23 protein-coding genes are annotated in these 21,387 nt (G+C 72.6%); 13 read left to right on the top strand and 10 right to left on the bottom strand.

Translation table 11 applies throughout. The features are described 5' to 3' along the window. The first annotated feature begins 1 nt into the window (after position 1). The gene (locus ACFFF6_RS00190; protein WP_376977114.1) at positions 2-334 is read left to right on the top strand and encodes a hypothetical protein; all 333 of its coding nucleotides are present in this window, start codon (positions 2-4) and stop codon (positions 332-334) included. Positions 335-358: 24 nt separating this feature from the next. Here the strand turns inward: ACFFF6_RS00190 and ACFFF6_RS00195 are convergent, their stop codons facing one another. Both ACFFF6_RS00195 and ACFFF6_RS00200 read right to left on the bottom strand, forming a co-directional pair. Continuing rightward, positions 359-970 (bottom strand): hypothetical protein, encoded by a 612-nt coding sequence (locus ACFFF6_RS00195; protein ID WP_376977116.1) that lies wholly within the window; start codon positions 968-970, stop codon positions 359-361. A 111-nt stretch (positions 971-1,081) separates the two neighbouring features. Beyond that, complete coding sequence (locus ACFFF6_RS00200) at positions 1,082-2,257, bottom strand: GTP-binding protein (RefSeq protein ID WP_376977117.1); 1,176 nt, start codon at positions 2,255-2,257, stop codon at positions 1,082-1,084. A 58-nt stretch (positions 2,258-2,315) separates the two neighbouring features. Between ACFFF6_RS00200 and rpmB the strand changes: the two genes are divergently transcribed. Genes rpmB through ykgO form a run of 5 tightly spaced genes read left to right on the top strand, consistent with a single transcriptional unit; the run spans position 2,316 to position 3,462 of the window. Next, the gene (gene rpmB, locus ACFFF6_RS00205; RefSeq protein ID WP_376977119.1) at positions 2,316-2,552 is read left to right on the top strand and encodes a 50S ribosomal protein L28; all 237 of its coding nucleotides are present in this window, start codon (positions 2,316-2,318) and stop codon (positions 2,550-2,552) included. Between the two features lie 34 nt (positions 2,553-2,586). Continuing rightward, a complete protein-coding gene (rpmG, locus tag ACFFF6_RS00210; RefSeq protein ID WP_376977121.1) occupies positions 2,587-2,754 on the top strand; it encodes a 50S ribosomal protein L33 in 168 nt (55 codons plus the stop codon). After that, positions 2,754-3,059 carry a 30S ribosomal protein S14 gene (gene rpsN / locus ACFFF6_RS00215; RefSeq protein WP_376977122.1) on the top strand — a complete coding sequence of 102 codons (306 nt, stop codon included), beginning with the start codon at positions 2,754-2,756 and terminating at the stop codon, positions 3,057-3,059. Before rpmG ends, rpsN begins: the two co-directional genes overlap by 1 nt. Positions 3,060-3,076: 17 nt before the next feature. Further along, entirely contained in the window at positions 3,077-3,340 is a 264-nt protein-coding gene (locus ACFFF6_RS00220; protein ID WP_376977124.1) for a type B 50S ribosomal protein L31, read from the top strand. After that, complete coding sequence (ykgO, locus tag ACFFF6_RS00225) at positions 3,337-3,462, top strand: type B 50S ribosomal protein L36 (protein ID WP_376977126.1); 126 nt, start codon at positions 3,337-3,339, stop codon at positions 3,460-3,462. Before ACFFF6_RS00220 ends, ykgO begins: the two co-directional genes overlap by 4 nt. A gap of 58 nt (positions 3,463-3,520) precedes the next feature. Here ykgO and ACFFF6_RS00230 read toward each other — a convergent pair whose 3' ends face one another. Further along, on the bottom strand, positions 3,521-4,129 hold the full coding sequence (locus ACFFF6_RS00230; RefSeq protein WP_376977127.1) for a hypothetical protein: 609 nt from the start codon (positions 4,127-4,129) through the stop codon (positions 3,521-3,523). A gap of 157 nt (positions 4,130-4,286) precedes the next feature. Here ACFFF6_RS00230 and ACFFF6_RS00235 point away from each other — a divergent pair, with 157 nt between their 5' ends. Together ACFFF6_RS00235 and ACFFF6_RS00240 are read left to right on the top strand one after the other, a co-directional pair. Next, the gene (locus ACFFF6_RS00235) at positions 4,287-5,279 is read left to right on the top strand and encodes a Gfo/Idh/MocA family protein (RefSeq protein WP_376977128.1); all 993 of its coding nucleotides are present in this window, start codon (positions 4,287-4,289) and stop codon (positions 5,277-5,279) included. After that, a complete protein-coding gene (locus tag ACFFF6_RS00240) occupies positions 5,273-6,259 on the top strand; it encodes a Gfo/Idh/MocA family protein (RefSeq protein WP_376977129.1) in 987 nt (328 codons plus the stop codon). The genes ACFFF6_RS00235 and ACFFF6_RS00240 overlap by 7 nt, the downstream gene beginning before the upstream one ends. A gap of 248 nt (positions 6,260-6,507) precedes the next feature. Here the strand turns inward: ACFFF6_RS00240 and ACFFF6_RS00245 are convergent, their stop codons facing one another. Then, complete coding sequence (locus ACFFF6_RS00245; RefSeq protein ID WP_376977130.1) at positions 6,508-7,590, bottom strand: LacI family DNA-binding transcriptional regulator; 1,083 nt, start codon at positions 7,588-7,590, stop codon at positions 6,508-6,510. Then, positions 7,587-8,474: a DeoR/GlpR family DNA-binding transcription regulator gene (locus tag ACFFF6_RS00250; RefSeq protein ID WP_376977132.1), complete on the bottom strand. Its 888-nt coding sequence runs from the start codon at positions 8,472-8,474 to the stop codon at positions 7,587-7,589. Before ACFFF6_RS00250 ends, ACFFF6_RS00245 begins: the two co-directional genes overlap by 4 nt. A gap of 194 nt (positions 8,475-8,668) precedes the next feature. Here ACFFF6_RS00250 and ACFFF6_RS00255 point away from each other — a divergent pair, with 194 nt between their 5' ends. The 4 genes from ACFFF6_RS00255 to ACFFF6_RS00270 are packed head-to-tail and all read left to right on the top strand — an operon-like array spanning position 8,669 to position 12,374. Beyond that, positions 8,669-9,565 (top strand): SIS domain-containing protein, encoded by an 897-nt coding sequence (locus tag ACFFF6_RS00255; RefSeq protein WP_376977133.1) that lies wholly within the window; start codon positions 8,669-8,671, stop codon positions 9,563-9,565. Between the two features lie 24 nt (positions 9,566-9,589). Beyond that, on the top strand, positions 9,590-10,576 hold the full coding sequence (locus ACFFF6_RS00260; protein ID WP_376977134.1) for an ROK family protein: 987 nt from the start codon (positions 9,590-9,592) through the stop codon (positions 10,574-10,576). Beyond that, positions 10,573-11,526: a 1-phosphofructokinase family hexose kinase gene (locus ACFFF6_RS00265; RefSeq protein WP_376977136.1), complete on the top strand. Its 954-nt coding sequence runs from the start codon at positions 10,573-10,575 to the stop codon at positions 11,524-11,526. The genes ACFFF6_RS00260 and ACFFF6_RS00265 overlap by 4 nt, the downstream gene beginning before the upstream one ends. Beyond that, on the top strand, positions 11,523-12,374 hold the full coding sequence (locus ACFFF6_RS00270) for a class II fructose-bisphosphate aldolase (RefSeq protein WP_376977138.1): 852 nt from the start codon (positions 11,523-11,525) through the stop codon (positions 12,372-12,374). The genes ACFFF6_RS00265 and ACFFF6_RS00270 overlap by 4 nt, the downstream gene beginning before the upstream one ends. 151 nt (positions 12,375-12,525) lie before the next feature. On the opposite strand, the gene ACFFF6_RS00275 is transcribed toward ACFFF6_RS00270, so the two are convergent. The 5 genes from ACFFF6_RS00275 to ACFFF6_RS00295 all read right to left on the bottom strand — a co-directional run bounded on the left by ACFFF6_RS00275 (position 12,526) and on the right by ACFFF6_RS00295 (position 20,173). Next, on the bottom strand, positions 12,526-13,470 hold the full coding sequence (locus tag ACFFF6_RS00275) for a carbohydrate ABC transporter permease (RefSeq protein WP_376977139.1): 945 nt from the start codon (positions 13,468-13,470) through the stop codon (positions 12,526-12,528). Next, on the bottom strand, positions 13,467-14,363 hold the full coding sequence (locus ACFFF6_RS00280; RefSeq protein WP_376977141.1) for a carbohydrate ABC transporter permease: 897 nt from the start codon (positions 14,361-14,363) through the stop codon (positions 13,467-13,469). The genes ACFFF6_RS00275 and ACFFF6_RS00280 overlap by 4 nt, the downstream gene beginning before the upstream one ends. Positions 14,364-14,415: 52 nt before the next feature. Beyond that, on the bottom strand, positions 14,416-15,690 hold the full coding sequence (locus tag ACFFF6_RS00285) for an ABC transporter substrate-binding protein (RefSeq protein WP_376977142.1): 1,275 nt from the start codon (positions 15,688-15,690) through the stop codon (positions 14,416-14,418). Positions 15,691-15,813: 123 nt separating this feature from the next. Next, positions 15,814-18,897 (bottom strand): alpha-mannosidase, encoded by a 3,084-nt coding sequence (locus tag ACFFF6_RS00290; RefSeq protein ID WP_376977144.1) that lies wholly within the window; start codon positions 18,895-18,897, stop codon positions 15,814-15,816. A gap of 10 nt (positions 18,898-18,907) precedes the next feature. Beyond that, positions 18,908-20,173, bottom strand: coding sequence for a glycoside hydrolase 5 family protein (locus ACFFF6_RS00295; protein ID WP_376977145.1), 1,266 nt, complete (start codon positions 20,171-20,173; stop codon positions 18,908-18,910). A 134-nt stretch (positions 20,174-20,307) separates the two neighbouring features. Here ACFFF6_RS00295 and ACFFF6_RS00300 point away from each other — a divergent pair, with 134 nt between their 5' ends. Continuing rightward, complete coding sequence (locus ACFFF6_RS00300) at positions 20,308-21,384, top strand: LacI family DNA-binding transcriptional regulator (RefSeq protein WP_376977147.1); 1,077 nt, start codon at positions 20,308-20,310, stop codon at positions 21,382-21,384. The last annotated feature ends 3 nt before the right edge of the window (positions 21,385-21,387 follow it).

Below are 21,387 nucleotides of genomic sequence, written 5' to 3' on the forward strand. Positions count from 1 at the left end.
CATGCTGCTGACGCGGAACCCGACTCTGCTGCCGACCGTGCTGCTGGTCGTCCCCGCTCTGGTGCTGCTGCTCGCGCATCGGCGCACCCGCGGCGGCGGGATCGTCATCGGCGTCGACGCCCTCCTGGCCCGGGGTGGCGGCCTCGGCGCCTGGCTCGGCGCGGTCGTCCTGCACACGGCCTGGGACGCGACGACCAGCGGCGCTCTGCACGTGGTCATCGGGCTGATCAGCGTGGGCGCGCTGCTGCGGCTGGCCCTCTCCGCGCACCGGGCCTTCAGCCGCCGTGCGCAGGCCGTCGATCACGATGCGGCGGCACCGGTCGGGACGCCGTGAGGGCGGCGCGCCGACCCGCCGGCCTCAGACGGCCGGGACGCTCTGCGGCTCGTCCATCTCCCAGGTGCTCACGTGGAACTCGCCGCCCTCGGCGGCCTCGGCCGGGATGAGGAAGACGAGGTTGCCCTCGGTCGTGCCGCCGTCGGTGACCGCCGGCTCGAGGAACAGGTCCTTCTCGACCACGGCGCCGTCGGAGGAGTACTCGGCACCGTCGGCCCCGACGAAGGTGACGGTCACGTCGAGCCAGCCGGTGAACTCACCGGTGCCCGCGTACGTCATCGTCACCGGGACGACGATGTAGACGTGCCCTTCCGGCGGAGCGGCGTTGGAGGAGTTGGCCTCGGCGACCTCGGCGTTCGCGTCCCAGTCCACCGCCCCGAAGGACACGGTCGCGGTGCCGTTCTCGGTCGGCACCTCGACCGCCTCGCCGACGGCGGTCCCACCGCCGGGGTCGGTCTCCTGGGTCGCCGTGGCGGTCGGGTCGCCGCCGGGCTGGTTCGCACGGTAGACCACGAAGCCGGCGACCCCGAGCACGAGCAGCGCCAGGAGGAGCAGCACGCAGCATCCGGAGACGATCCAGATCCAGGTCCGGTTCGGGGCCGAGCTCGAGGTCGGGCCCATCGGGGAGTTCGTCATGCTGTCACCAGCACCGCACCGTCGCGGCGCAATCCTTCCGTTCGTCCGTGCCGGAACGACGGTAGCGCATCATCGGCGACGGCGCTCGGGCCCCCGGGTCCCCCCGGGCGATCAGACGCGGGCGTCCCGCTCTCCGAGCCACGGGGCCAGAGCGTCCTCGGCTCCGAGCCACGGGCCGAGCCCCTGCGCCCATTCCTGCGGGGTGAGCAGGCAGCGGGCGAAGGCGTCGCGCACGCGCGGGAGGTCCTCCGCGTCGATGCCGGTGATCACGAGCCGGGTGGTGGGCAGCTCGGTCCCGGCCTCGTGGGCGGAGCCGATGGAGACCTGTCCGCCCGCGCCGTCCCACTGGCAGATCGTGCCGGGCCGGTCCGGGACCCAGAAGCGACCGCGCCCCCGCATGCGGCCCGCGCCCAGCAGCTCGATGTCCTCGAGGAACCGCTGCGGGTGGAAGGGGCGCTCCGAGCTCAGGTCGAGGGTCCAGGTCCCGTGCTCGACGGGCCCGCCGTAGGCCTCCACGCGGCGCACGTCGCGACGTCGCATACCGCCGCCGTGGTCGAGCGCGCCGCGCAGCAGCATGCCCGGCCCGACCCGGTGGACGGCGGGGACGAGGTGCTGCTCCGGGGCGCGGAGGTGCTCGACGAGCTCGGCCTCGGCGGGATGCTCCGCGGCGCCGTCGAGGACCACGAGGTCGGAGTACTCGATCTGCGCCGCGAGGGCCTCGCCGATGCTGCGCTCGTCCTCCGAGGCCCACTGCAGCCCGCGCTCGGCGAGCGTCGCGTCGCCCAGCAGGTCGTCGATCGCACGCTCGGCCTCGAGCACGCAGACGGCGCCGGAGAGATGCCATCGCCCCTGGTGAGGGACCAGCGTTCCGGCGACGACCAGGGGGTCCGCGCTGATGGGCGGGGCCAGCAGGACCGCGTCGGTGCGCGGGTCCGCGGCCAGGCGATGCAGCACGGCGACGGCGTCCTCGCGCATGGCGCAGGAGACGCAGGGATGCTCGAGCTCGACCAGCGCGTCCTCGAGCACGCCGCCCATGTCGACGACGAGCCGGCGCAGGGCCGCGGTCCGGGGCTCGACCTCGTAGCGGAGGATCGCGGTCGACGGGGCGTCCAGCAACATGCTTCCCAGCAGTGCCTCCCGCAGGATGGGGTCGATCGCGGTGACGAGCGCGACGGGGGTGCTGCGGCGGGCACGGTGCGCGGCGGTGCGGTGCTGCGCATGGGGTGCCTGCAGGAACTGGCGGCCGTGCGGATCTCCCGGCCGGCTCGCGCGGTGGTCGGAGGCCATCGGGTGCCTCACCCTCCCTCTTGACGATAATGATTCTCAAGAACTAGTATCGCCTCCCATGTCCCGTCACTGTCAAGTCACCGGAGCCGCGCCGAGCTTCGGCAAGCGCGTCTCCCACTCGCATCGCCGCACCTCTCGCCGCTTCGACCCCAATATCCAGACCAAGCGCTACCACGTCCCCTCGCTCGGACGGACCGTCCGCCTGCGCGTCTCGGCGCGCGGCATCGCGATCATCGACCGCCGGGGCATCGAGTCCGTGGTCGCGGAGATCCGCGCCCGCGGCGAGAAGATCTGACCGCCAACCCCTCACCCCAGGAAGGACGTCTCCCATGACCCGCAGGAACGAGGTGCGCACCGCCGTGACGATGCGCTCCACCGCCGGCACCGGCTACACCTATATGACCACCAAGAACCGTCGGAACACCCCGGACCGCCTGGTCATGCGCAAGTTCGACCCGCGACTGCGCGCGGTCGCCCTGTTCCGTGAGGAGCGCTGATGGCGAAGACCTCGAAGATCGCGGCCGACGCCCGACGTCGCGAGATCGTCGCCCGGCACGACGAGCGGCGCCGCGCCCTCAAACGCACGATCAAGGACCCCTCCACCCCGATGGCGGAGAAGATCCTCGCGCAGCGCGCCCTGCAGCGGCTCCCGCGCGACGCGAGCCCCACCCGGCTGCGCAACCGCGACGCGGTCGACGGACGCCCCCGCGGACACCTGCGCACCTTCGGGCTCTCGCGGGTCCGCTTCCGGCAGGCGGCCCACCGCGGCGAGCTGCCGGGCATCACGAAGTCCAGCTGGTGAAGCACAGAGAGAGCACCATGAAACACGGCATCCACCCCGAGTACCGGCCCGTCGTCTACCGCGACCAGAGCGCCGGATTCGCATTCCTCACACGGTCCACGGCGACCTCGGACCGCACGGTGACCTGGGAGGACGGAACCGTCTACCCGGTCATCGACGTCGAGGTCTCCTCCGCCTCCCACCCGTTCTACACGGGCACCGCGAAGGTCCTGGACACAGCCGGGCGCGTCGAGCGCTTCCGCCGCCGCTACGGCCGCCGATCGTCCGAGGGGACTCGATGAAGGTCCGCGCCTCCCTCCGCTCCCTCGTGGACAAGCCCGGAGCCCAGGTGGTCCGCCGCCGCGGACGCATCTACGTCATCAACAAGCAGAATCCGCGCTTCAAGGGGCGGCAGAAAGGGTGACGACGCATCGGCCCCGTCGCGAGAGCTCTCGCGACGGGGCCGATGCCGCACGTCGGGCTCACACGGCGGCGACGAACAGCTCCTCGCCCGTGATGCTCATGAGCGGCGCGACGGAGAAGACCCCGCTGCCCACGGCGCTCTCGGGGATGAGGAAGACGACGCCGCCCTCGGCGACACCGCCGTCGTAGAGGTCCCCGACGTTCATGAGGTCATCCTCGAGGACGAGGGTCGCCTCGTCGTAGCCACGGCCGTCGTCGGCGATGCAGGAGATGCTCAGCTCGAGCCACGGCGTGATCGAGGCGGAACCGGAGTAGGACATCGTCACGGGGACGGTGATGCAGACCTGCCCCTCGGGAGCCTCCTCGTTGAACATGTTGGCGTCGGCGACCGTGCCGTTCGCGTCCCAGACGACATTGCCGAGGGTGACCGCGGTCGTTCCGTCCTCGGCGTCGAAGACGAGGGAGTCGGTGACGGGCTGGGCGGGGTTGTCGCGGCTGGTCCCGATCTCGCCGGCGGGCACGGCGAGGGTCGTCTCCTCGGTCGGCGCCTCAGCGGCGGTCGTGTCCGCAGCGGCGGCCTCCTCGTCCGGGGCGGTCGTGACGGGGCTGCTGGTGCGGACGGGCGAGGGATCCTCGTCCCCGCCGGAGCCATTGACACCCCGGCGCACCTCGCTACGATTATGGAAGCTGGTTTCATATCGTCCCGCGGGCAGTATCCCGTGACAGGATCGGGCACAGGGCACGGACGCCGCCGCCCCATCCGCACACGGCCCCCACCCGCGCATGACCTCGGACGAGCATCACCGCAACGACTGGAGAGAACAGATGAGCGAACCCCGTACCGGCGCCCTCGTCGTCGGCGTCATCGGGACCGGCGGCATCGCCGGCGCCCACGGACCCGGCTGGGTCGAGGCGGGCGTGGATCTGCACGCCTACAGCCTCGAGGGCGCCCCGGCCTTCGGCGAGCGCTTCGGCGCCACCGTCCACGAGTCCCTCGACTCCCTGCTCGCCGCCGTCGACGTCGTCGACATCTGCACCCCCACCCCCGTCCACGCGGAGATCGCCCACCGAGCCCTCGACGCCGGCTGCCACGTGATCTGCGAGAAGCCGCTGACCCGGACCCTCGCCGATGCCGAGGCCCTCCTCGAGCACGCCGAGCGCGCCGGGAAGCTCCTCTTCCCCGCGCATGTGGTCCGCTACTTCCCGCAGTACGCGGCGGCGAAGGCCGCGATCGACGCAGGGGCGATCGGCACCCCCGCCGTGCTGCGGTACGAGCGCACCGGCCAGTTCCCGCGGATGCCCTGGTTCGCGGATCAGGAGTCCTCCGGCGGGATCGTCATGGACCAGATGATCCACGACATCGACCAGGCGATCTGGGTCGCCGGCCCGGTCGCGTCCGTCTACGCGCGCGAGCACGTCGCCGCCGACAACGGCGAGGTCCGCACCGCGCACGTCGTGCTCACCCACGGCTCCGGCGCGATCTCCCACTGCCGCGGATTCTGGGGTCCGGCCGGCACCGAGTTCCGCTACGGCTTCTCCCTGGCGGGAGATCGCGGGCGCCTCGACTACGACTCGGCCGACGACTCCTCGGTCCGCTTCGACGCCGTCGCCAGCAGCGGCGCCGGCGGGGACGGCGACGCCCTGCTCCCGGACATCAGCGGCATGCGCAGCCCCTACGCCGAGGAGATCCTCGACGCGGTCGCCGCGCTCTCGACCGGAACCACCCCGCGGGTCGCCGCCGCCGACGGCCTCGCCGCCGTGCGCGCCTCCCTCGCAGCCCTCGAGTCCCTCGCCACCGGACGGAGCATCCCGTGCTGAAGATCGCCATCCTCTCCTGCGCCCACACCCATGCCGCGGGCTACGCCGCGATCCTCGGGGCCCGTGCGGACGTCGACCTCGTCGTCGCCGATCCCGACGGCTTCGGCGACGTGCAGCTCCCTGCGGAGGCCGGCCGCGTGGTCGGCTCCTATCAGGAGGCCTGGGACGCCTTCGAGGGCGGACCCGACGCCGTCGTCGTGACCTCCGCCAACGCCGATCACCGCGACCTCGTGCTCGAGGCGGCGCGGCGCGGCGTGCACGTGCTGTGCGAGAAGCCGCTCGCGACCACGGTCGCCGACGCCGAGGCCATGGTCGCCGCCTGCCGCGAGGCCGGGGTCGTCCTCATGACCGCCTACCCCGTGCACTTCTCCCCGGCGGTCGAGACGCTGCGCGCCGCGGTCTCCGCCGGGAGGCTCGGCGAGGTCGTGGGGCTGACCGGCACGAACAACGGCATGCTGCCGGCGGGGCGCGACTGGTTCACGGACGTGTCGAAGTCCGGAGGCGGCTCGCTCGTGGATCACACCGTGCACATCGCGCAGATCCTCGATGCGACCTTCGGCCAGCCGGAGTCCGTGCACGCGGTCGCCAACCGGATCCTCTACGCGGATCGCGCGGGCGAGGACGCGGAGACCGGCGGTCTGGTCACGCTGACCTATGCCTCCGGCATGGTCGCCACGATCGACTGCTCGTGGTCGATGCCGGCGGACGGCCCCACCTGGGGCGGGCTGACCCTCCAGGCCCTCGGCACCGGCGGCCAGCTGAAGGTCGACGCCTTCGCGGAGCACGTGGGCGGCCCGAACCAGTGGCATCCCTACGGCGTGGACCTCGACGCGAAGCTGCTGGAGGCCTTCCTCGGGGCGGTCCGCGCCGGTGCGGCCGTCGAGCCGACCGGTGACGTGGGACTGCGCACGGTCCGCATCGTCGCCGCCGCCCAGCGCTCGGCCCGGACCGGCGAGGTCGTCTCCCTCGCGGACGTCTGAGCCGTCTCGAGCTCAGTCGGGGCTCGGGTGCGGGTCCACGAGGTCCATCCCCGCGGACCGGCGCCCGAGCCCCTTCCGCGTCCGGGTCCGCCGCGCACCCGCGATCACGGCCGTCTCCTCCGCGGTGCGCTGCGCGTCGCGGAGGCGGACGGGGCCCCTGGGCCTCGGTCCGCGCGCATCATCCGCGCGGACCGAGGCCGACGCCCGTGCCATGTCCGGCCGGGCGGAACAGGTCGCACCCTGGAGGCTCAGTCCTGCCGGGTCGTCTCGCCCGGGAAGAACTCCCAGGTGAACTCGTGTTTCGCCCCGGGCTCGTCGCGGCGGACGCGCGCTCGGTGGACGATGATCTCGGCGATGCGGGAGAACACGTCGCGCACGCCGTAGAAGCTGACGGGCTCGAGGAACTGCGACTCCTCGGGCACGTCCCCGATCGCGATGATCTCGAGCTCCTCGGGCACGGAGATGCCGAGCCTCGCCGCGGCCGCCTGCAGGGCGAGGGCCAGGTAGGCGGTCGCGCAGATCACGGCGCGAGGTCTCTCCGGTCCGAGCAGCCAGGCCGTGCACTCCTGCAGGGCTTCGCGGCGGGAGTGGTCGCGGGGGGCGCGGATCAGACCGGACACGTCCTCGCCGCGGGCCGCCGCGGCATCGCGGTAGGCCCAGACCCGCGAGGGCCCGTAGCCGCGGTGATGCAGGCGGGGCCCGGGCAGGGTCAGGAAGGAGACCTGGTCGTGGCGAGCGCGCAGGCTGTCGTACGCCTGGGCCACGGCGGGCTCCGCCGAGGAGCAGACGACGTCGAAGGACTCGGGCTCGATGCGCTCGCTGAAGGCGACGATCCCGCCGTTGCCGCGGGAGAGCTGGCGCACCTGATCGGCGGCGGACTCGGAGAAGTCGACGCTCGTGACGAAGGAGCAGTCGTGCGGCGATCCGGAGAGGAACTCGAACCAGCGCTCGTCGGCGAGGGTGAGCGTGGACAGCCCCCTCGGCAGGGCGCGCAGGCAGACCTGCTGCGCCAGGGAGATGCCCCACGGGTCCTCGACGTTGCCCAGGGCCAGGACGATCGAGTCGCTGCGGCCGGTGCGCATGGCGCGGGCGTTGCGGTTGGGGATGTAGCCCAGCTCCTCGGCCGCCGCGCGGACCCGCTGCTGGGTCTCGGGCGCTCCCGAGGGCTTGCCGCCGGAGCGTCCCGACAGCACGAAGCTCGCGGTCGCGACGGATACCCCCGCTCGGCGCGCCACGTCCACGAGCGTCGCCGGTCCCGGGCGCCGGGCTGCTCCCGAGGCGGACCGCTCCGCCACGGCTCCCGGTTCGGAGCCGGCATCCGCCCCGGTCACGATGCGTCCTCCGCAGCATCGGCGGCGAGCTCGGGCTCCCCGGCGAGGCCGCGCGGGTCGGCGAGGTGCACCTCGACCCCGGCGGCTCGGAGCGCGGCGAGGTCCTCCGCGCCGATGCTGGTGTCGGTCACGAGCGCGTCGACGCGGCCGATCGGGCAGATCAGGGCGAAGGCCGGGGCCGTGGCCTTCGAGGAGTCGGCGAGCACGATCACGCGGCGGGCCCGCTCGACCAGCCGGGCGTTGATCGCGGCCTCCGATTCGTTGTGGGTGCGGGCGCCGTCGGCGGCGCTGATCGCGTCGACGCCCAGGAACAGGGTGTCGATGCGGATCTGCGCGAGCAGCTGGTCGGCCCATGTCCCGACCAGCTCGAAGGACTGCTCGCGGACGATCCCGCCGGTGACGACCATCTGCAGATGGCTGCGCACGGCGAGCTCCTGGGCGATGTTGACGGCGTTGGTCACCAGCACCGTCTGCCGCTCGGACTCGACGAAGGCGGGGCGCAGGGCGAGCTCGTGGGCGAGGGTCGTGGTCGTGGTGCCGCCGTTGAGGCCGATGACGCTGCCGGGCTCGGCGAGGGACGCGGCGACCTGGGCGATCGCCTCCTTCGCCCGGGCGTGCCGGGACGCCTTGTAGCGCAGCGGGAGGGCGGCGGCGCTCGCATGCGCGGAGGCGCCCCCGCGGGTGCGGATGACGAGCTGCTGGCCGGCGAGGTGGTCGAGGTCGCGGCGCACGGTGGCGGGCGAGACGCCGAGCTCGTCGGTGAGCTCCTCGACGGCGATGTGGCCGCGCTCGATGATCAGGTTCAGCACATCGTCCAGGCGCTCGCGCCGACTGCGGTGGACGCCGCGCGGACGGCGCGGGGCGGCAGGGGGGTGCTCGTCCATGGCTCCTCGGTCTCGTTCCTGGGGCTCGCGCCCCTGCGCTGCAGCGCTTTCGCACGAGCGTACTCAGCTCATGCCCGCTCCTCGGGACCTCGTCCGCATCCCGACTCAAAATTGCTTGTATCTGATCGCAGTATGCGAGTACGATCAGTTCCAATCAGTCTTACGAAGCATCGCGTCCACCCTCAGGAGCCCACATGACCGCGCCCGCCGCCTCCATCACCGCCACCGAGCAGGAGCTGCGCAGCCAGCCCGAGACCTGGGACCGCGCCGTCCGCCTGCTGCCCGAGGTCGCCGCGCACCTCCCGCGTCCCGGCGAGCGGGTCCTCGTGGTCGGCTGCGGCACCAGCTGGTTCATCGCCGCCTCCTACGCCGCTCTCCGCGAGGCCTCCGGACAGGGCACCACCGATGCCGCCACCGCCACCGAGATCAGCCCCGTGCGCGAGTACGACCGCGTCCTGGCGATCTCCCGGTCCGGTACCACGAGCGAGATCATCGCGGTCCTCGCCGCCCTCGACGTCCCCTCCACCCTCGTGACCGCCGTCGCCGCCGGCCCCGCCGCCCAGCACACCGATGCGGAGATCGTCCTCGACTTCGCCGACGAGACCTCCGTCGTGCAGACCCGCTTCGCGACCACGACGCTCGCCCTGCTGCGGGCGAGCCTCGGCGAGGACCTCGCCCCCGCGATCGCGGACGCCCGCACTCTCCTCGCAGAGGAGCCCGCTCCCGAGCTCGTCGCCGCCGAGCAGGTGACCTTCCTCGGCACCGGGTGGACGAAGGGCCTCGCCGACGAGGCGGCCCTCAAGATGCGCGAGTCCTCGCAGTCCTGGACCGAGTCGTACTTCGCGATGGAGTACCGCCACGGCCCCATCGCGATCGCCCAGCCCGGCCGCGTCACCGTGCAGCTCGGCCTCGCCCCGGAGGGTCTGGCCGCACAGACGGAGCGGGCGGGCTCGACCTTCGTGACCTCGGACCGCGACCCCCTCGCGCAGCTGGTCGCGATCCACCTGTGGGCCGTGCGCCGTGCCGAGGCGAAGGGTCTGGACCCCGACCGTCCCCGCCACCTCACCCGTGCCGTGCACCTGGACAGCTGACCGGCCCCCGATGAGGAGCATCCCATGAGCACCCCCGCACCGCTCGCCCCCGATGTCGTGATCGGCGTCGACGTGGGCGGCACCCGCATGAAGCTCGGCCTCATCGGCCCGTCCGGCGAGCTGGGGCTGCAGGTCTCCCTGCCCACTCCGGACGCCCCCGGCCAGGTCGTCTCCTCCCTCGCCGCCGGCGTCGCGAGCCTGCGCGCCCGGGCAGGTCTCGCCGAGCACACCCCCGTCGGCGTCGTGGTGCCGGGCGTCCTCGACGAGCACGCGGGCGTCGTCGAGCTCGCCGTGAACCTGGGTTGGGAGGATCTGCCGATCCGCGCCCTGCTGGAGGAGGCGCTGCCCGGCCCGGTGGCCGTCGGCCACGACGTCCGCGCCGGTGCTCTCGCGGAGGCGACCTGGGGAGCGGGCCGGCTCCTGCGCCGCCGCGCCGATCACGACGACCGCACCCACGGCGTCGACGCCCCCACCGACCTGGTGTTCGTCCCCATCGGCACCGGCGTCGCCGCCGCGGTCGTCCACGAGGGTCGCCTGCTGGGCGACCGCTACGCGGGGGAGATCGGCCAGCTGCAGGTGCTCGAGCCGGTCACCGGCGCGCGGATGCGGCTCGAAGCCGTGGCCTCGGCCAGCGCGATCTCGCGCCGCTATGCGGAGGCGACCGGCACCGACGCCGCCCTCGCGATCAGCGCCCACGACGTCGTCGACCTCGCGCGCGAGGGCGAGCGGGCCGCCGAGGAGATCCTCTTCGGGGCGCTCGACACGCTCTCGCAGGCGCTCGCGACGATCATCTCCGGGATCGGCCCGGTGCCGATCGTGATCGGCGGCGGGCTCGCCGAGGGCGGGGACATCGTCCTCGCGCCGCTGCGCGGCTCGATCGCCCCGCGTCTCGGGGCCATCCCCGCCCCGCCGATCGTCCCGGCGACCCTCGGCATGTGGGCGGGCTGCCGCGGCGCCGGGCTCCTGGCCCAGCGCGCCCGGGCGGCAGTTCTGACGGGGACGCAGGCATGATCCTCGCCCTCACGCCGAACCCGGCCCTCGACATCACCGAGACGCTCACGGCCCTGAGCCCCGGCGCCGTCCATCGACCCGAGGAGGTCCGGGCCATGCCCGGCGGGAAGGGTCTGAACACGGCGCGCGTGCTCGACGCGCTCGGCGAGGCGGTGACGGTCCTCGGCCCTCTGGGCGGCGCGACCGGCCGGGGGATCCGCACCCTGCTGGCGGAGGCGAGCCCCCGCATCGTCCAGGGCTTCGTCGAGATCGGGGGCGAGACCCGGCGCACCGTGACCCTGCTCGCCCGGGGGGAGGCGACCGGGATCCACGAGCAGGGCCCGGAGCTGCACGGCTCGGAGCTCGACGCGCTCGAGGCCTCCGTGCTGCACCGGCTTCCCGGGGCGCGGGCGCTCGGCATCAGCGGCTCCCTCCCCCGGGGGATGGGCGACGCCCGCCTGTCCGCGCTCGTGGCCGCCGCCCGCGCGGCCCGGGTGCCGGTGCTCGTGGACACCTCCGGACCGGCGCTGCTGGCCGCGGCCCGCGCCGGAGCCGATGTCCTCAAGCCCAACCGCGAGGAGGCCCTCGCCGCGACCGGGGCGACCGATCCCTCCGCCGCCTGCCGCGCCCTGCTGGATCTGGGCGCCGGATCCGTCGTCTGCTCGCTCGGCCCCGACGGCATGCTCGTCGCCTCCCGGGACGGGCGGCTCCTGCGGGCCCGCCCGCCCCGCAGCATCGCCGGCAACCCGACCGGAGCAGGGGATGCCGCCGTCGCCGCGCTCCTGCGCCATCTGGCCCGCGCGAGGTCCCCGCATCCGGCGCCGGTCACCGCCGATGCCCTCGTCGACGCGGTCGCGACCAGCGCCTCCGCCCTTGCTCGCCCCGTCGCCGGCGAGATCGACCCCGACCTGCGCGCCGCGCTGCTCGCCGAGATCCGCCCCGAGACCTGCACCCCCCTGGAGATGCGATGACCCTCGCCCCGCTCGCGCCCCTCGCCCGTGCCGCCCGCGAGGCCGGCCGCGGCCTCGCTGCCTTCAACGTGATCCACCTGGAGAACGCCGAGTCCTTCGCCGCCGCCGCCGAGGAGACCGGACAAGGCGTCGTGATGCAGATCAGCCAGAACGCGGCGCGCTACCACGGCTCCCTTGCCCCGATCGCGCTGGGCACCCTCGAGATCGCCCGCACCTGCTCCGTCGACGTGGTCGTGCACCTCGACCATGCCGATGACCTGGACCTGATCGGCCAGGCCCTGCGGCTGGGCTTCACCTCCGTCATGTACGACGGATCCCGCCTGCCCGATGCCGAGAACCGCGCCCGCACCCGCGACGTGGTCCGGGCCGCGCATCTGCTGGGCGTCAGCGTCGAGGCGGAGCTGGGCGAGGTCGGCGGCAAGGACGGGGTCCACTCCCCCACGGCGCGCACCGATCCCGGCGAGGCCGCGCGGTTCGTCGAGGACACGGGCGTGGATCTGCTGGCCGTGGCCGTCGGCTCCTCCCATGCGATGACCACGCGCGACGCCGAGCTGGACCTGGACCTCATCGACCGGATCGCCCGCGCCGTCCCGGTGCCGCTCGTGCTGCACGGATCCTCCGGGGTGTCCGATGCCGGGATCCAGGCCGCGATCCGCGCGGGGATGACGAAGATCAACGTGTCCACGCATCTGAACCAGGTGGTCACGAGCTCGGTGCGGGAGGTCCTCACCGGCGAGGGGGCCCCGGTCGACACGCGCCGCTGGTTCGGCCCGGGCCGCGAGGCCGGACGCGCCGAGGCCGCCCGCCTCCAGCGGCTCTTCGCCGATCCCGCGCCGCTCCCCGCCTGAGGGCGGGCGCCGGCCCGCGGGAGCGCTCGTCCCTCGCCCTCCCTCCGGCCGGAGCGGAGACGATCAGGTCTGTTCTGGATGGCCGATCGCCACCGCACCGGCCTGCGGGAGCGCTCGTCCCTCGCCCTCCCTCCGGCCGGAGCGGAGACGATCAGCCCTTGACCGCCCCGTCCTCGACGCCGCGGAAGAAGAACTTCTGGAAGACGGCGAAGAAGATGATGATCGGGACCAGGGCGATCATGGTGCCGGCCGCGACCACGCGGGGATCCGAGCCGAAGGCGGAGTTCAGGTACTCCATGCCCACGGTCAGGGTGTACTTCGCCGGATCGGACAGGACCACCAGCGGCCACAGGAAGTCGTCCCAGCCGCCGATGAACGCGAAGATCGCCACGACGCTCGCCATGCCGCGGACGCTCGGCCAGACGATGCTGCGCAGCACCTGCCAGGTTCCTGCGCCGTCGAGCACCGCCGCCTCGAGCAGCTCCTGCGGGATCGCGCGGCACGCCGCGGTCAGCAGCAGCACGTTGATCGCGCCGACGAGACCGGGCAGGATCACGCCGCCCAGGCTGTCGGCGAGCCCCAGGGACTTGATCGTGAGGAACTGGCTCATGATCGTGACCTCGCCGGGCAGCAGCAGGGTCGCCAGCAGGATGCCCATCGCGATCTTCTTCCCGCGGAAGCGCAGGCAGCCCAGCGCGTAGCCCGCTGCCGTCCCCAGGACCACGTTCCCGATCGCGAGGGCGAGGGCGACGATCAGCGAATGCCCCGCGTAGCGGAGGATCGGGATGGTCGCGGCGACGGTCGTGTAGTTCCCGAGCGTCGGATCCGAGGGGATCAGCGACGGCGGGAAGGAGTAGATGTCGTCCATCGGCCCCTTCAGGGAGGTCGACAGCTGCCACACGAACGGGCCGACGGCGAGCACGAGCACGGCCACCAGCAGCACGTAGCGCAGGATCAGGCCGGTCAGCGTGGGCTTGCCGAAGCCGCCCGCTCCCTTGGTGCGGTACGGCCGCTCCCGGCGGCGGCCCGCCGGGGCCGAGGAACGGCGGGCCTCGGCGGCCGGCGCCGAGGGGTTCTCCAGGACGGTGGTGCTCATGCGTCCTCCTTCGCGGCCGCGGAGTCCCCGCGGCTGTTGAGGTAGGCGACCAGCAGCAGGGGGCCGATGGTCACCACGAACAGGGCCACGCTCAGCGCGGAGGAGTAGCCCAGGCGTCCCTGCAGGCCGCTGCCGGTCTGCTGGACCAGCATGACGAGGCTCATGGCGTCGCCGCCGGGGCCGCCAGAGCCTTCCGAGAGCACGTACAGCTCGGTGAACACGCGCATCGCGGCGACCGTCACCATGGCGCTGACCAGGAACATCGCTCCCTTCACACCGGGGACGGTGATCGTCCAGAAGCGGCGGATCGCGCCGGCGCCGTCCATCGCGGCCGCCTCGTGCAGAGAGCGGCCCACGTTCCCGAGCGCTGCGAGGTAGACGACCATGTAGTAGCCGAGGCCCTTCCACACGGTCAGCAGGATCGCGGTGAGGGTGATCCCCCATCGGCTCGCGAGGAAGGGGATGGGCGCATCGACGAGGCCCACGAACGCGAGCGCCTCGTTGACGATGCCGCGCGAGTCGAACAGCCACGTGAAGATCAGACCCACCACGACGACGGAGGCGATCACCGGGAAGTAGAAGGTGGTCCGGAAGGCGGAGATGAAGGGGATCTGCTTCTCGACGAGGATCGCGAGCACGAGCGGGAGGAACGTCAGCAGCGGCACGCACAGCACGGCGTAGACCAGGCTCGTGAGCAGGGAGTTCCAGAACCGGCGGTCCTGGAGGAGGGTCGCGTAGTTCTCGAGGCCGATGAACGTGCCGCCCGCGAGGGGGCGCGCATCGGAGAAGGAGAGCACGACGGTGTTGATGAACGGCCAGAGCGCGAAGACGCACACCCAGATCAGGGCGGGCCCCGCGAGCAGCCAGGGGATGTGGGCACGGTAGGCGCGCATATGCCTCAGACTTCGTCGGATCGGTGGTGCAGGTGAGGGGTGCGGAAGGGCGCTACTGGAGGTTGAGGTTGCCGTAGCGGACGGCGTCCTCGAGCGCCTGGCGCGGGGTGATCTCCCCGGTCATGGCCCGGGAGATGAGCTGGGTGAGGTTGGTCTTCATGTCCGGTGTCCACAGCGGGTTCGACATGACCTCGGCGGTCTCCATCGAGGTCGCGGCGATCTGCACCGACTCCTCGAGCAGCGGGCTCCCGTCCTGGACGGCGTACTGCGAGGGATCGGCCGCGGCCGCCTGGGTGCCCGGCACGAAGCCGGGGGCCAGCTTCGCGAAGCCGATCTGGTACTCGTCGGAGGTGAGGAAGCGGCCGAAGGCGAGAGCGGTGGCGAGGTTCCTCGAGGTCGAGGCGATGGAGACGCCCTGCCCGTACAGGGGCGGGATGCCGATGCGGGGCGAAACCGCGGTGGTCTCCAGCAGGCTGGGTGCCTGCTTCGCGAGGTCGCTCGCGAAAGTCGAGGTCGCCGTGGTCCACAGGACCTTGTCCTGGATGAACAGGTCCGTGTTGCCCTGCTCGGCACCGGAGAGGACCTCGGGGAGCATCGCCCCCGACTGGTACAGCTCGGCGTAGCCGGTCACGAGCTGCACGTTCTCCTCGGTCGCGAAGGTGAACTCGTCGCCCTCGCTGGTGATCGAGAAGTCCGGCATGTTGGAGATGACCGGGTTGCGGGAGCCCGCCTCGTGCACGGCCCGGGCGACCTCGAAGAGCTCGTCCATGCTGGTGGGCAGGGACGCCGCGTCGACGCCGGCCTCCCCGAGCCCGGCGAGGTTCCACCAGTTCATGTCGGTGCCCAGGTACCAGGGCAGGCCGAAGGTCCCCTCGACCTGGTCGTAGCGGAAGGACTCCACGGCGCCGGGGACGTAGACCTCCTCGAGGTCGTCCTGGACGGCGCCGACGTCCAGCAGCAGCCCGGCCCGGGCGAGGGCGAAGGCGATGTCGGGCGCGAGGTTGATGACATCGGGCAGGGAGCCGGAGTTCGCCTGGGCGAGGAGCTTGTCCTCGTAGCCCTCGGGCGGCTGGTCCATCCAGCGCACCGAGGTGCCGGGGTGCTGGGCCTCGAAGTCGGCGATGACCTGCTCGAAGAACGGGGTGAAGGTCTCGTTCTTGAGGGACCAGGTCTGGAAGGCGATCTCTCCGCCGATATCGCCTTCGGCGGCTTCGCGGATGATGTCGGCCGAGGGCCGGCCGGTGGGTCGCAGTCCGCAGCCGGCGAGGGCGAGCGCGGTGAGCCCGCCTCCTCCGGCGACGAGCGCGGTGCGGCGCGTCGCTCTCATGTGCAGGGTCCTCCTGGGAAAGACGCTGCCGGGCAGCCCGAAGGGGCGGCCCGGCAGTGGGTGGAACGGTCAAGCGGTCATGCGGTGTCGCGGGATGCGGCGGTCGTGCCGGGGCCCGGCGGGTCAGAAGGTCGCGCGGACCGTCGTGATCTCGAAGGGCTTGAGCGTGAGGGCGAGGATCTCGCCCTCGGCGGTCGCGGCGCGGTGGCCCAGCACGGACTGGGCGGTCAGCGGGCGCTCGAGCAGGTCCACGACCGTGAGCTCGCGCGCCCCGGGGACGGTGAGGGCTGCCGGGCTGCGGCGGCCCTCCGCCTCGTACAGGCGGACGATCACGTCGCCGGAGCGGTCCTCGGCGAGCTTGACCGTCTGGATGCGGGCGCTGCCGCCGTCGAGGGCGGCCAGCGGTGCGAGGTCCTCGCGGCGCCGGACGGTGCGGACGGTCTGGCCCAGCCCCTCCCCCATGTCGATGGCCTCGGCGACGCCGGCATCGGGCCGGATCGCGTAGCGGAGGGTGTAGGTGCCCTCCTCGGCCAGCGGGTCCGGGAAGGTCGCGGCCCGCAGGACGGTCGCGCGCACGACGGTGGTGGTGCCGCCGTCGTCCTCGCGCAGCACGCGGCGCACGTCGTGTCCGTAGGAGGAGTCGTTCGCGAGCGCGATGCCGAAGTCGGCCTCGGCCACGCGCACCCAGCGGTGCGCGCAGGTCTCGAAGCGGCCGAAGTCCTCGTTGGTGTTCACGGGGATCGGCCGGTCGAGGTGGCCGAACTGGATCTCGCTGCTCATCACGGCGGCGCGCACGTCGAGGGGGAAGGCGAGCTTGAGGACCTTCTTGCGCTCGTGCCAGTCCACGTCCAGGGCGATGCCGAGGTCCTCGGCGCCGGGGGCGATCGTGTAGGCGAGGACGATCCGCGACCCGGTGCCGATCGAGGGCGCCGCGTCGTAGGGACGCTCCGGGGAGCCCTCCGGGCGGGTGCGGTAGGCGACCTCGATGCGGACGGTGCCATCGGCCTCGACCTCGGCGAGCGGCTCGCCCTCCGCCTCGAGGTCGCGGTGGACGTGACGGTAGAACTCGTCGATGTCCCACGAGTCCCAGGCGTTCGGGGCGTCGCGGTGCAGCTGCAGGAGCGCGCCGGCCGCACCGGGGGCGATCGCCTCGCGGCCGTCCGTCCCCGCGCGCAGCGAGGTGAGCAGGCCCCTCTCGTCGATCTCGACGTGCAGGCCGGGGGTGTCCACCAGCAGCCGTCCGCCCTCGCGGGTGAGGACGGGGGCATCGGCCGGTGCCGCGGGGACGCCGATGCCGAGCGGGGCGACGCCCGCGGCCGTGCGGGAGAGCGAGCTCGCCCGCCGCGGAGCGCCGTCCTCGTCGCCGAGGGCCGCGAGGGCCGCCGCGACGAGGGCCTCGCCGCGCTCGGTGATGAACTCGTAGGACTGCTCGGCCTCGCGATGCACCCACGCGATCGAGGAGCCGGGGAGGATGTCATGGAACTGCAGCAGGAGCAGCTTGTCCCAGAGGGCGTCGATCTCCTCGTACGGGTAGGCGAAGTCCGGGACCAGGTACGCGGCGGTCGCGCTCCACAGCTCGACGTCATGCAGCAGCGCCTCGGTGCGGCGGTTGCCCTGCTTGCCGTGGATCTGCGAGGAGTAGGTGCCGCGGTGCAGCTCGAGGTACAGCTCGCCGTTCCACAGCGGCGCGTCGGGATGCTCCGCCTGGGCGCGGGTGAAGAAGTCCCGGGACGTGGACCATTCGACCTTGGGGGCGCCGTCGAGGTCGGCGAAGCGCTCCTGGGAGGCGATCATCTCGCGGGTGGGGCCGCCGCCGCCGTCGCCCCAGCCGGTCGGGGTGAGGCCGATGTGGCTCGCGCCCTTGTCCTTGAAGTTCGTCTCGAAGTAGGCGAGCTCCTTCGCGGTGAGCTGGCCGTTGTAGGCGTCGATCGGCGGGAAGTGCGTGTACTGCGTGGTCCCGTCGATGCCCTCCCAGCGGAAGGTGTGGTGCGGGAAGGTCGAGTACTGGTTCCAGGACACCTTCTGGGTCAGGAAGTGCTCGTTGCCGGCGAGGGCGCAGATCTGCGGGAGCGCGGCGGAGTAGCCGAAGGAGTCCGGCAGCCAGGTCTCCGTCGTCTCGAGCCCGAACTCCTGCAGGAAGAACTTCTTGCCGTGCAGGAACTGGCGGGCCATCGCCTCGGAGCCGGGCATGTTGGTGTCCGACTCGACCCACATGCCGCCGACGGGCACGAAGCGGCCGGTCTCGACATGACCGCGGATCCGCTCCCACAGGCCCGGGTACTCGTCGCGGATCCACTGGTACTGCTGGGCGGAGGAGCAGGAGAAGGTCAGCGCCGGGTAGTGCTCGAGCAGCCAGCACACGTTGGAGAAGGTGCGGGCGCACTTGCGCTTGGTCTCGCGCAGCGGCCACAGCCAGGCGGAGTCGATGTGCGCGTGACCGGTCGCGACGACGGTCAGGGCGGAGGCGTTCGCGGGGGCGTCGAGCACGGGGCGCAGGGCCGCGCGGGCCGCGGGGGCGCTCGCATGCAGGTCGTCGGGGTCGGCGGCGTCGAGCGCGGAGGTCAGCGCGGCCATGATGTCGAAGCGGCGCGGGGACTGCTCGGGCAGCGTGTGCATGAGGCCGTTCAGCGCCACGACGTCCTGCTCGAGCTCCCAGATGCTGCGGCTGCGCCAGGCCAGACGCAGCTGGGTGAGGTCGTAGATCGGGTCGGTGCCCGAGGTCGCCTTGTCGCCCAGGGCGGTGGGCGCGAAGGTCCAGTCTCCGGGGACGTTGGGGTTGGCGGCGCACTCGAGGTAGTAGTCGATCTTCTGACCCGGCTCGAGCGTGAGGTACTGGTTGTAGGGGTTGACGGCCTTGACGGTCTCCCCCTCCGGCGTCCAGATGAGCGCCTCGGCCTGGAAGCCGGGCATGTTGGTGAAGGACAGGTCCAGCTGCAGCTCGATGTCGCGGTCCTCGGCGGCGCTCCAGTGCTCGGGCACCTGGCCGGTCACGTGCAGCCACAGCGTCGACCAGGGCCTGCCCCAGCGGTCGCCGACGGCGATGGGGGTGTAGGTCTGGGCGCGGGCGACGTCGAAGGGGACGGGCTCGTCCGGCACCTCCCAGGCCTCGATGGTCAGCTCCGCGGTCGCGAGGTGGCGGCGCGCGGGCAGCTGCTCGTTCAGGAACCGGCGGACGCGGTCCTCGCTGGTGGGACGATTGTCGTGCACGGGGTCTCCTTCAGTGCTGGTTGCTGGGAGCCGAGGGGCTCGCGTTGTGCTCGACGCCGCGCGCCGCGAGGTCCGGGGAGGTCTCCGCGGCGGCGAGCGGACGGACGGTCCCCTCGAGCGCCTCGGTCGCCCAGAGACGGAAGATGTCACCGCGCGGTCCGAGGATCGAGCGGTTCGAGCCGTCCAGGGCGAGGCCATGGATCTGCAGCGGCTCGGGAGCCGATGCCGTGGGGGCGGAGAGATCGGCGCCGGAGGCGAGCTCGCGCGCCAGGCGTCCGACGGCCTCGCCGATGGGCTTGGTGCGCCCCTGCGCATCGAACAGGCCCAGGCTGTACTCGACCTCGGGGAAGTCGCCCAGGTCGCGGTGCACATCGTGGGAGCACCACCAGGTCACCGCCTCGACCAGCGGGTTCCCGACCGCGGCGCGGATGCTGGCCTCCGCGAACTCGGCGCCGCGCGCAGGATCGACCCACGGCACGGGAGCGCCGATCTCCTGCAGCCAGATGCGCCGGTCGGCAGGGGCGCCGAGCAGGCGCTGCCACAGCGCGGCGACCTCGATGAGGTAGCGGCCGAACAGGGGAAGCCCGGGGTGGTCCGCGCCGAGCGCCTGTGCCGCGCCGGTGAACACCCAGGAGTGGACGGTCGTGGAAGCCCCGAGGTGGACGGCGTCGGAGGGCGTGAACGGGTGGTCGTCCTTGAACCACAGCGTGTCGTCGAAGCTGTGGTGGCTGCGGCGACCGGGCAGGACCTCGTCGACGACGGCGAGCAGATCGCGGGTCCAGGCGGTGGCCTGCTCGCTCGTGACCGGGTGCGGGTCCGGGTGGTAGGACACGGCGAACTGTCCGATCTCGTTGCCGAGCGTCATGCCGGTGACGTTCTCGCGGGAGGCGAGCTCGCCTCCCAGGACACGGGCCAGCTGGGCCTGCGCGGCGACGACGCCCTCGTCGGTGAACATGTTCCGCCGGTGCCAGGTGGAGATCCAGGCGGGCAGGAAGTCGTAGCTGGACAGGTGCCCCTGGAGCAGGTCGACGGAGATCCGCAGCCCGTGCCGCCCGGCGAGGTCGACGACGGTCAGCACGTCGTCGACGGCGGCGGTGGAGATGAGGGTGCGGTTGGGCTGGAGGATGGGCCACAGCGGGAAGATCCGCACATGGTCCAGGCCCAGCTCGGCGATCTGGGCGAGGTCCTCGGAAACCGGGCCGGGCTCGAAGGCGCCCCAGGAGTGGAACCAGCCACGGCGCGGGGTGTAGTTGGCGCCGATCGCGGCACGGGTCATGGTCGATCACCTTGTCGGGTGTGTCGGGGACGGAGTGACGAGGTCAGCGTACGGAACAGCGGATGGCGGCTCCGATGACGCCAGGAGGCGGACCCCGCCGGCTTAAGCGCTTTAGCAAGCGTATCATCCATAGGATGCGTCGACCGACCATCGCGGACATCGCCCGGGACTGCGGAGTCTCCACCGCCTCCGTCTCCTTCGCCCTCAACGGCCGTCCCGGTCTGTCCGAGGCCACCCGGGAGCGGATCCTCGGCAGGGCCCGCGAGCTCGGCTGGACGCCCCACGCCGCAGCCCGCGCCCTGTCCTCCTCGAAGGTCGGCGCGATCGGCCTCGTCATCACCGCGCCGTTCGCGACCCTCGCCCAGGACACCTTCTACCTGCGGCTCATCGCAGGCATCGAGGCGGAGCTCGACTCCACGCCGATCGCCCTCGTGCTGAAGATGGTCGAATCGCTCGAGGACGAGCTCGCGGCCATCCGCACCTGGCACGCCGAGAACCGGGTCGACGCCGTCGCGCTCGTGAACCCCCGCACCGACGACCCGCGCCCCGCCCTCGTCGCCCGTCTGGGGCTGCGCGCCGTCTTCTTCGGCGACACCCGCGGCTACCCGGAGGCCTCGAGCGTCTTCGTCGACGACGCGCAGGTCATGACGAACCTGCTGGCCGATGCGGCACAGCTGGGCTATCGCTCCCTCGCCTATCTCCACGCCGCGAGCGACTACCGCCACTCCCAGGCACGACTGGACGCCCTCACTGCGGCCGTCCCGGACCCGGCGGGGGGATCGGAGACGTCCGGGGCCGGCGGCTTCACCGCTGCCGTCGCCCTGCCGATCATCGAGACCTCCGACGAAGCGACCCGCGACCAGGTCGCCTCGCACATCGACGCACTCGTCGGCGAGGGCATGCCGGACCTGCTGCTGTGCGAGGACGAGGCGATCACCCTCGCGACCCTGGCACGGCTGGACCACCACGGCCTCGCGATCGCCCGCGACGTCGGCGTGATCTCCTGGGAGTCGACGCCCGGTCTGGGGATGCGCTCCCCGACCATCAGCGCGATCGACCGCGACCCGAAGATCCTCGGCAGCGCGGCCGTGCAGGTGCTGCGGGCGCTCGAGACGAGCTCGGAGCCGATCCGCCGCGTGATCGATCCGCCGCGCCTCGTCCCCCGAGACTCCCTGCGCTCGCCTGCGGCCGCTCCTGGAAGCCGCCGCTGATGG

Origin of the sequence: Brachybacterium hainanense (assembly GCF_042434575.1) — a bacterium.
Classification (GTDB): Bacteria; Actinomycetota; Actinomycetes; order Actinomycetales; family Dermabacteraceae; genus Brachybacterium; species Brachybacterium hainanense.

What these genes read in the sequence shown, in the direction of transcription:
- ACFFF6_RS00190 (WP_376977114.1), top strand. Translation starts at nt 2, where the DNA reads ATGCTGCTGACGCGGAACCCGACTCTGCTGCCGACCGTGCTGCTGGTC.
- ACFFF6_RS00195 (WP_376977116.1), bottom strand. Translation starts at nt 970, where the DNA reads ATGACGAACTCCCCGATGGGCCCGACCTCGAGCTCGGCCCCGAACCGG.
- ACFFF6_RS00200 (WP_376977117.1), bottom strand. Translation starts at nt 2,257, where the DNA reads ATGGCCTCCGACCACCGCGCGAGCCGGCCGGGAGATCCGCACGGCCGC.
- rpmB (WP_376977119.1), top strand. Translation starts at nt 2,316, where the DNA reads ATGTCCCGTCACTGTCAAGTCACCGGAGCCGCGCCGAGCTTCGGCAAG.
- rpmG (WP_376977121.1), top strand. Translation starts at nt 2,587, where the DNA reads ATGACCCGCAGGAACGAGGTGCGCACCGCCGTGACGATGCGCTCCACC.
- rpsN (WP_376977122.1), top strand. Translation starts at nt 2,754, where the DNA reads ATGGCGAAGACCTCGAAGATCGCGGCCGACGCCCGACGTCGCGAGATC.
- ACFFF6_RS00220 (WP_376977124.1), top strand. Translation starts at nt 3,077, where the DNA reads ATGAAACACGGCATCCACCCCGAGTACCGGCCCGTCGTCTACCGCGAC.
- ykgO (WP_376977126.1), top strand. Translation starts at nt 3,337, where the DNA reads ATGAAGGTCCGCGCCTCCCTCCGCTCCCTCGTGGACAAGCCCGGAGCC.
- ACFFF6_RS00235 (WP_376977128.1), top strand. Translation starts at nt 4,287, where the DNA reads ATGAGCGAACCCCGTACCGGCGCCCTCGTCGTCGGCGTCATCGGGACC.
- ACFFF6_RS00250 (WP_376977132.1), bottom strand. Translation starts at nt 8,474, where the DNA reads ATGGACGAGCACCCCCCTGCCGCCCCGCGCCGTCCGCGCGGCGTCCAC.
- ACFFF6_RS00255 (WP_376977133.1), top strand. Translation starts at nt 8,669, where the DNA reads ATGACCGCGCCCGCCGCCTCCATCACCGCCACCGAGCAGGAGCTGCGC.
- ACFFF6_RS00260 (WP_376977134.1), top strand. Translation starts at nt 9,590, where the DNA reads ATGAGCACCCCCGCACCGCTCGCCCCCGATGTCGTGATCGGCGTCGAC.
- ACFFF6_RS00265 (WP_376977136.1), top strand. Translation starts at nt 10,573, where the DNA reads ATGATCCTCGCCCTCACGCCGAACCCGGCCCTCGACATCACCGAGACG.
- ACFFF6_RS00270 (WP_376977138.1), top strand. Translation starts at nt 11,523, where the DNA reads ATGACCCTCGCCCCGCTCGCGCCCCTCGCCCGTGCCGCCCGCGAGGCC.
- ACFFF6_RS00275 (WP_376977139.1), bottom strand. Translation starts at nt 13,470, where the DNA reads ATGAGCACCACCGTCCTGGAGAACCCCTCGGCGCCGGCCGCCGAGGCC.
- ACFFF6_RS00280 (WP_376977141.1), bottom strand. Translation starts at nt 14,363, where the DNA reads ATGCGCGCCTACCGTGCCCACATCCCCTGGCTGCTCGCGGGGCCCGCC.
- ACFFF6_RS00285 (WP_376977142.1), bottom strand. Translation starts at nt 15,690, where the DNA reads ATGAGAGCGACGCGCCGCACCGCGCTCGTCGCCGGAGGAGGCGGGCTC.
- ACFFF6_RS00295 (WP_376977145.1), bottom strand. Translation starts at nt 20,173, where the DNA reads ATGACCCGTGCCGCGATCGGCGCCAACTACACCCCGCGCCGTGGCTGG.
- ACFFF6_RS00300 (WP_376977147.1), top strand. Translation starts at nt 20,308, where the DNA reads ATGCGTCGACCGACCATCGCGGACATCGCCCGGGACTGCGGAGTCTCC.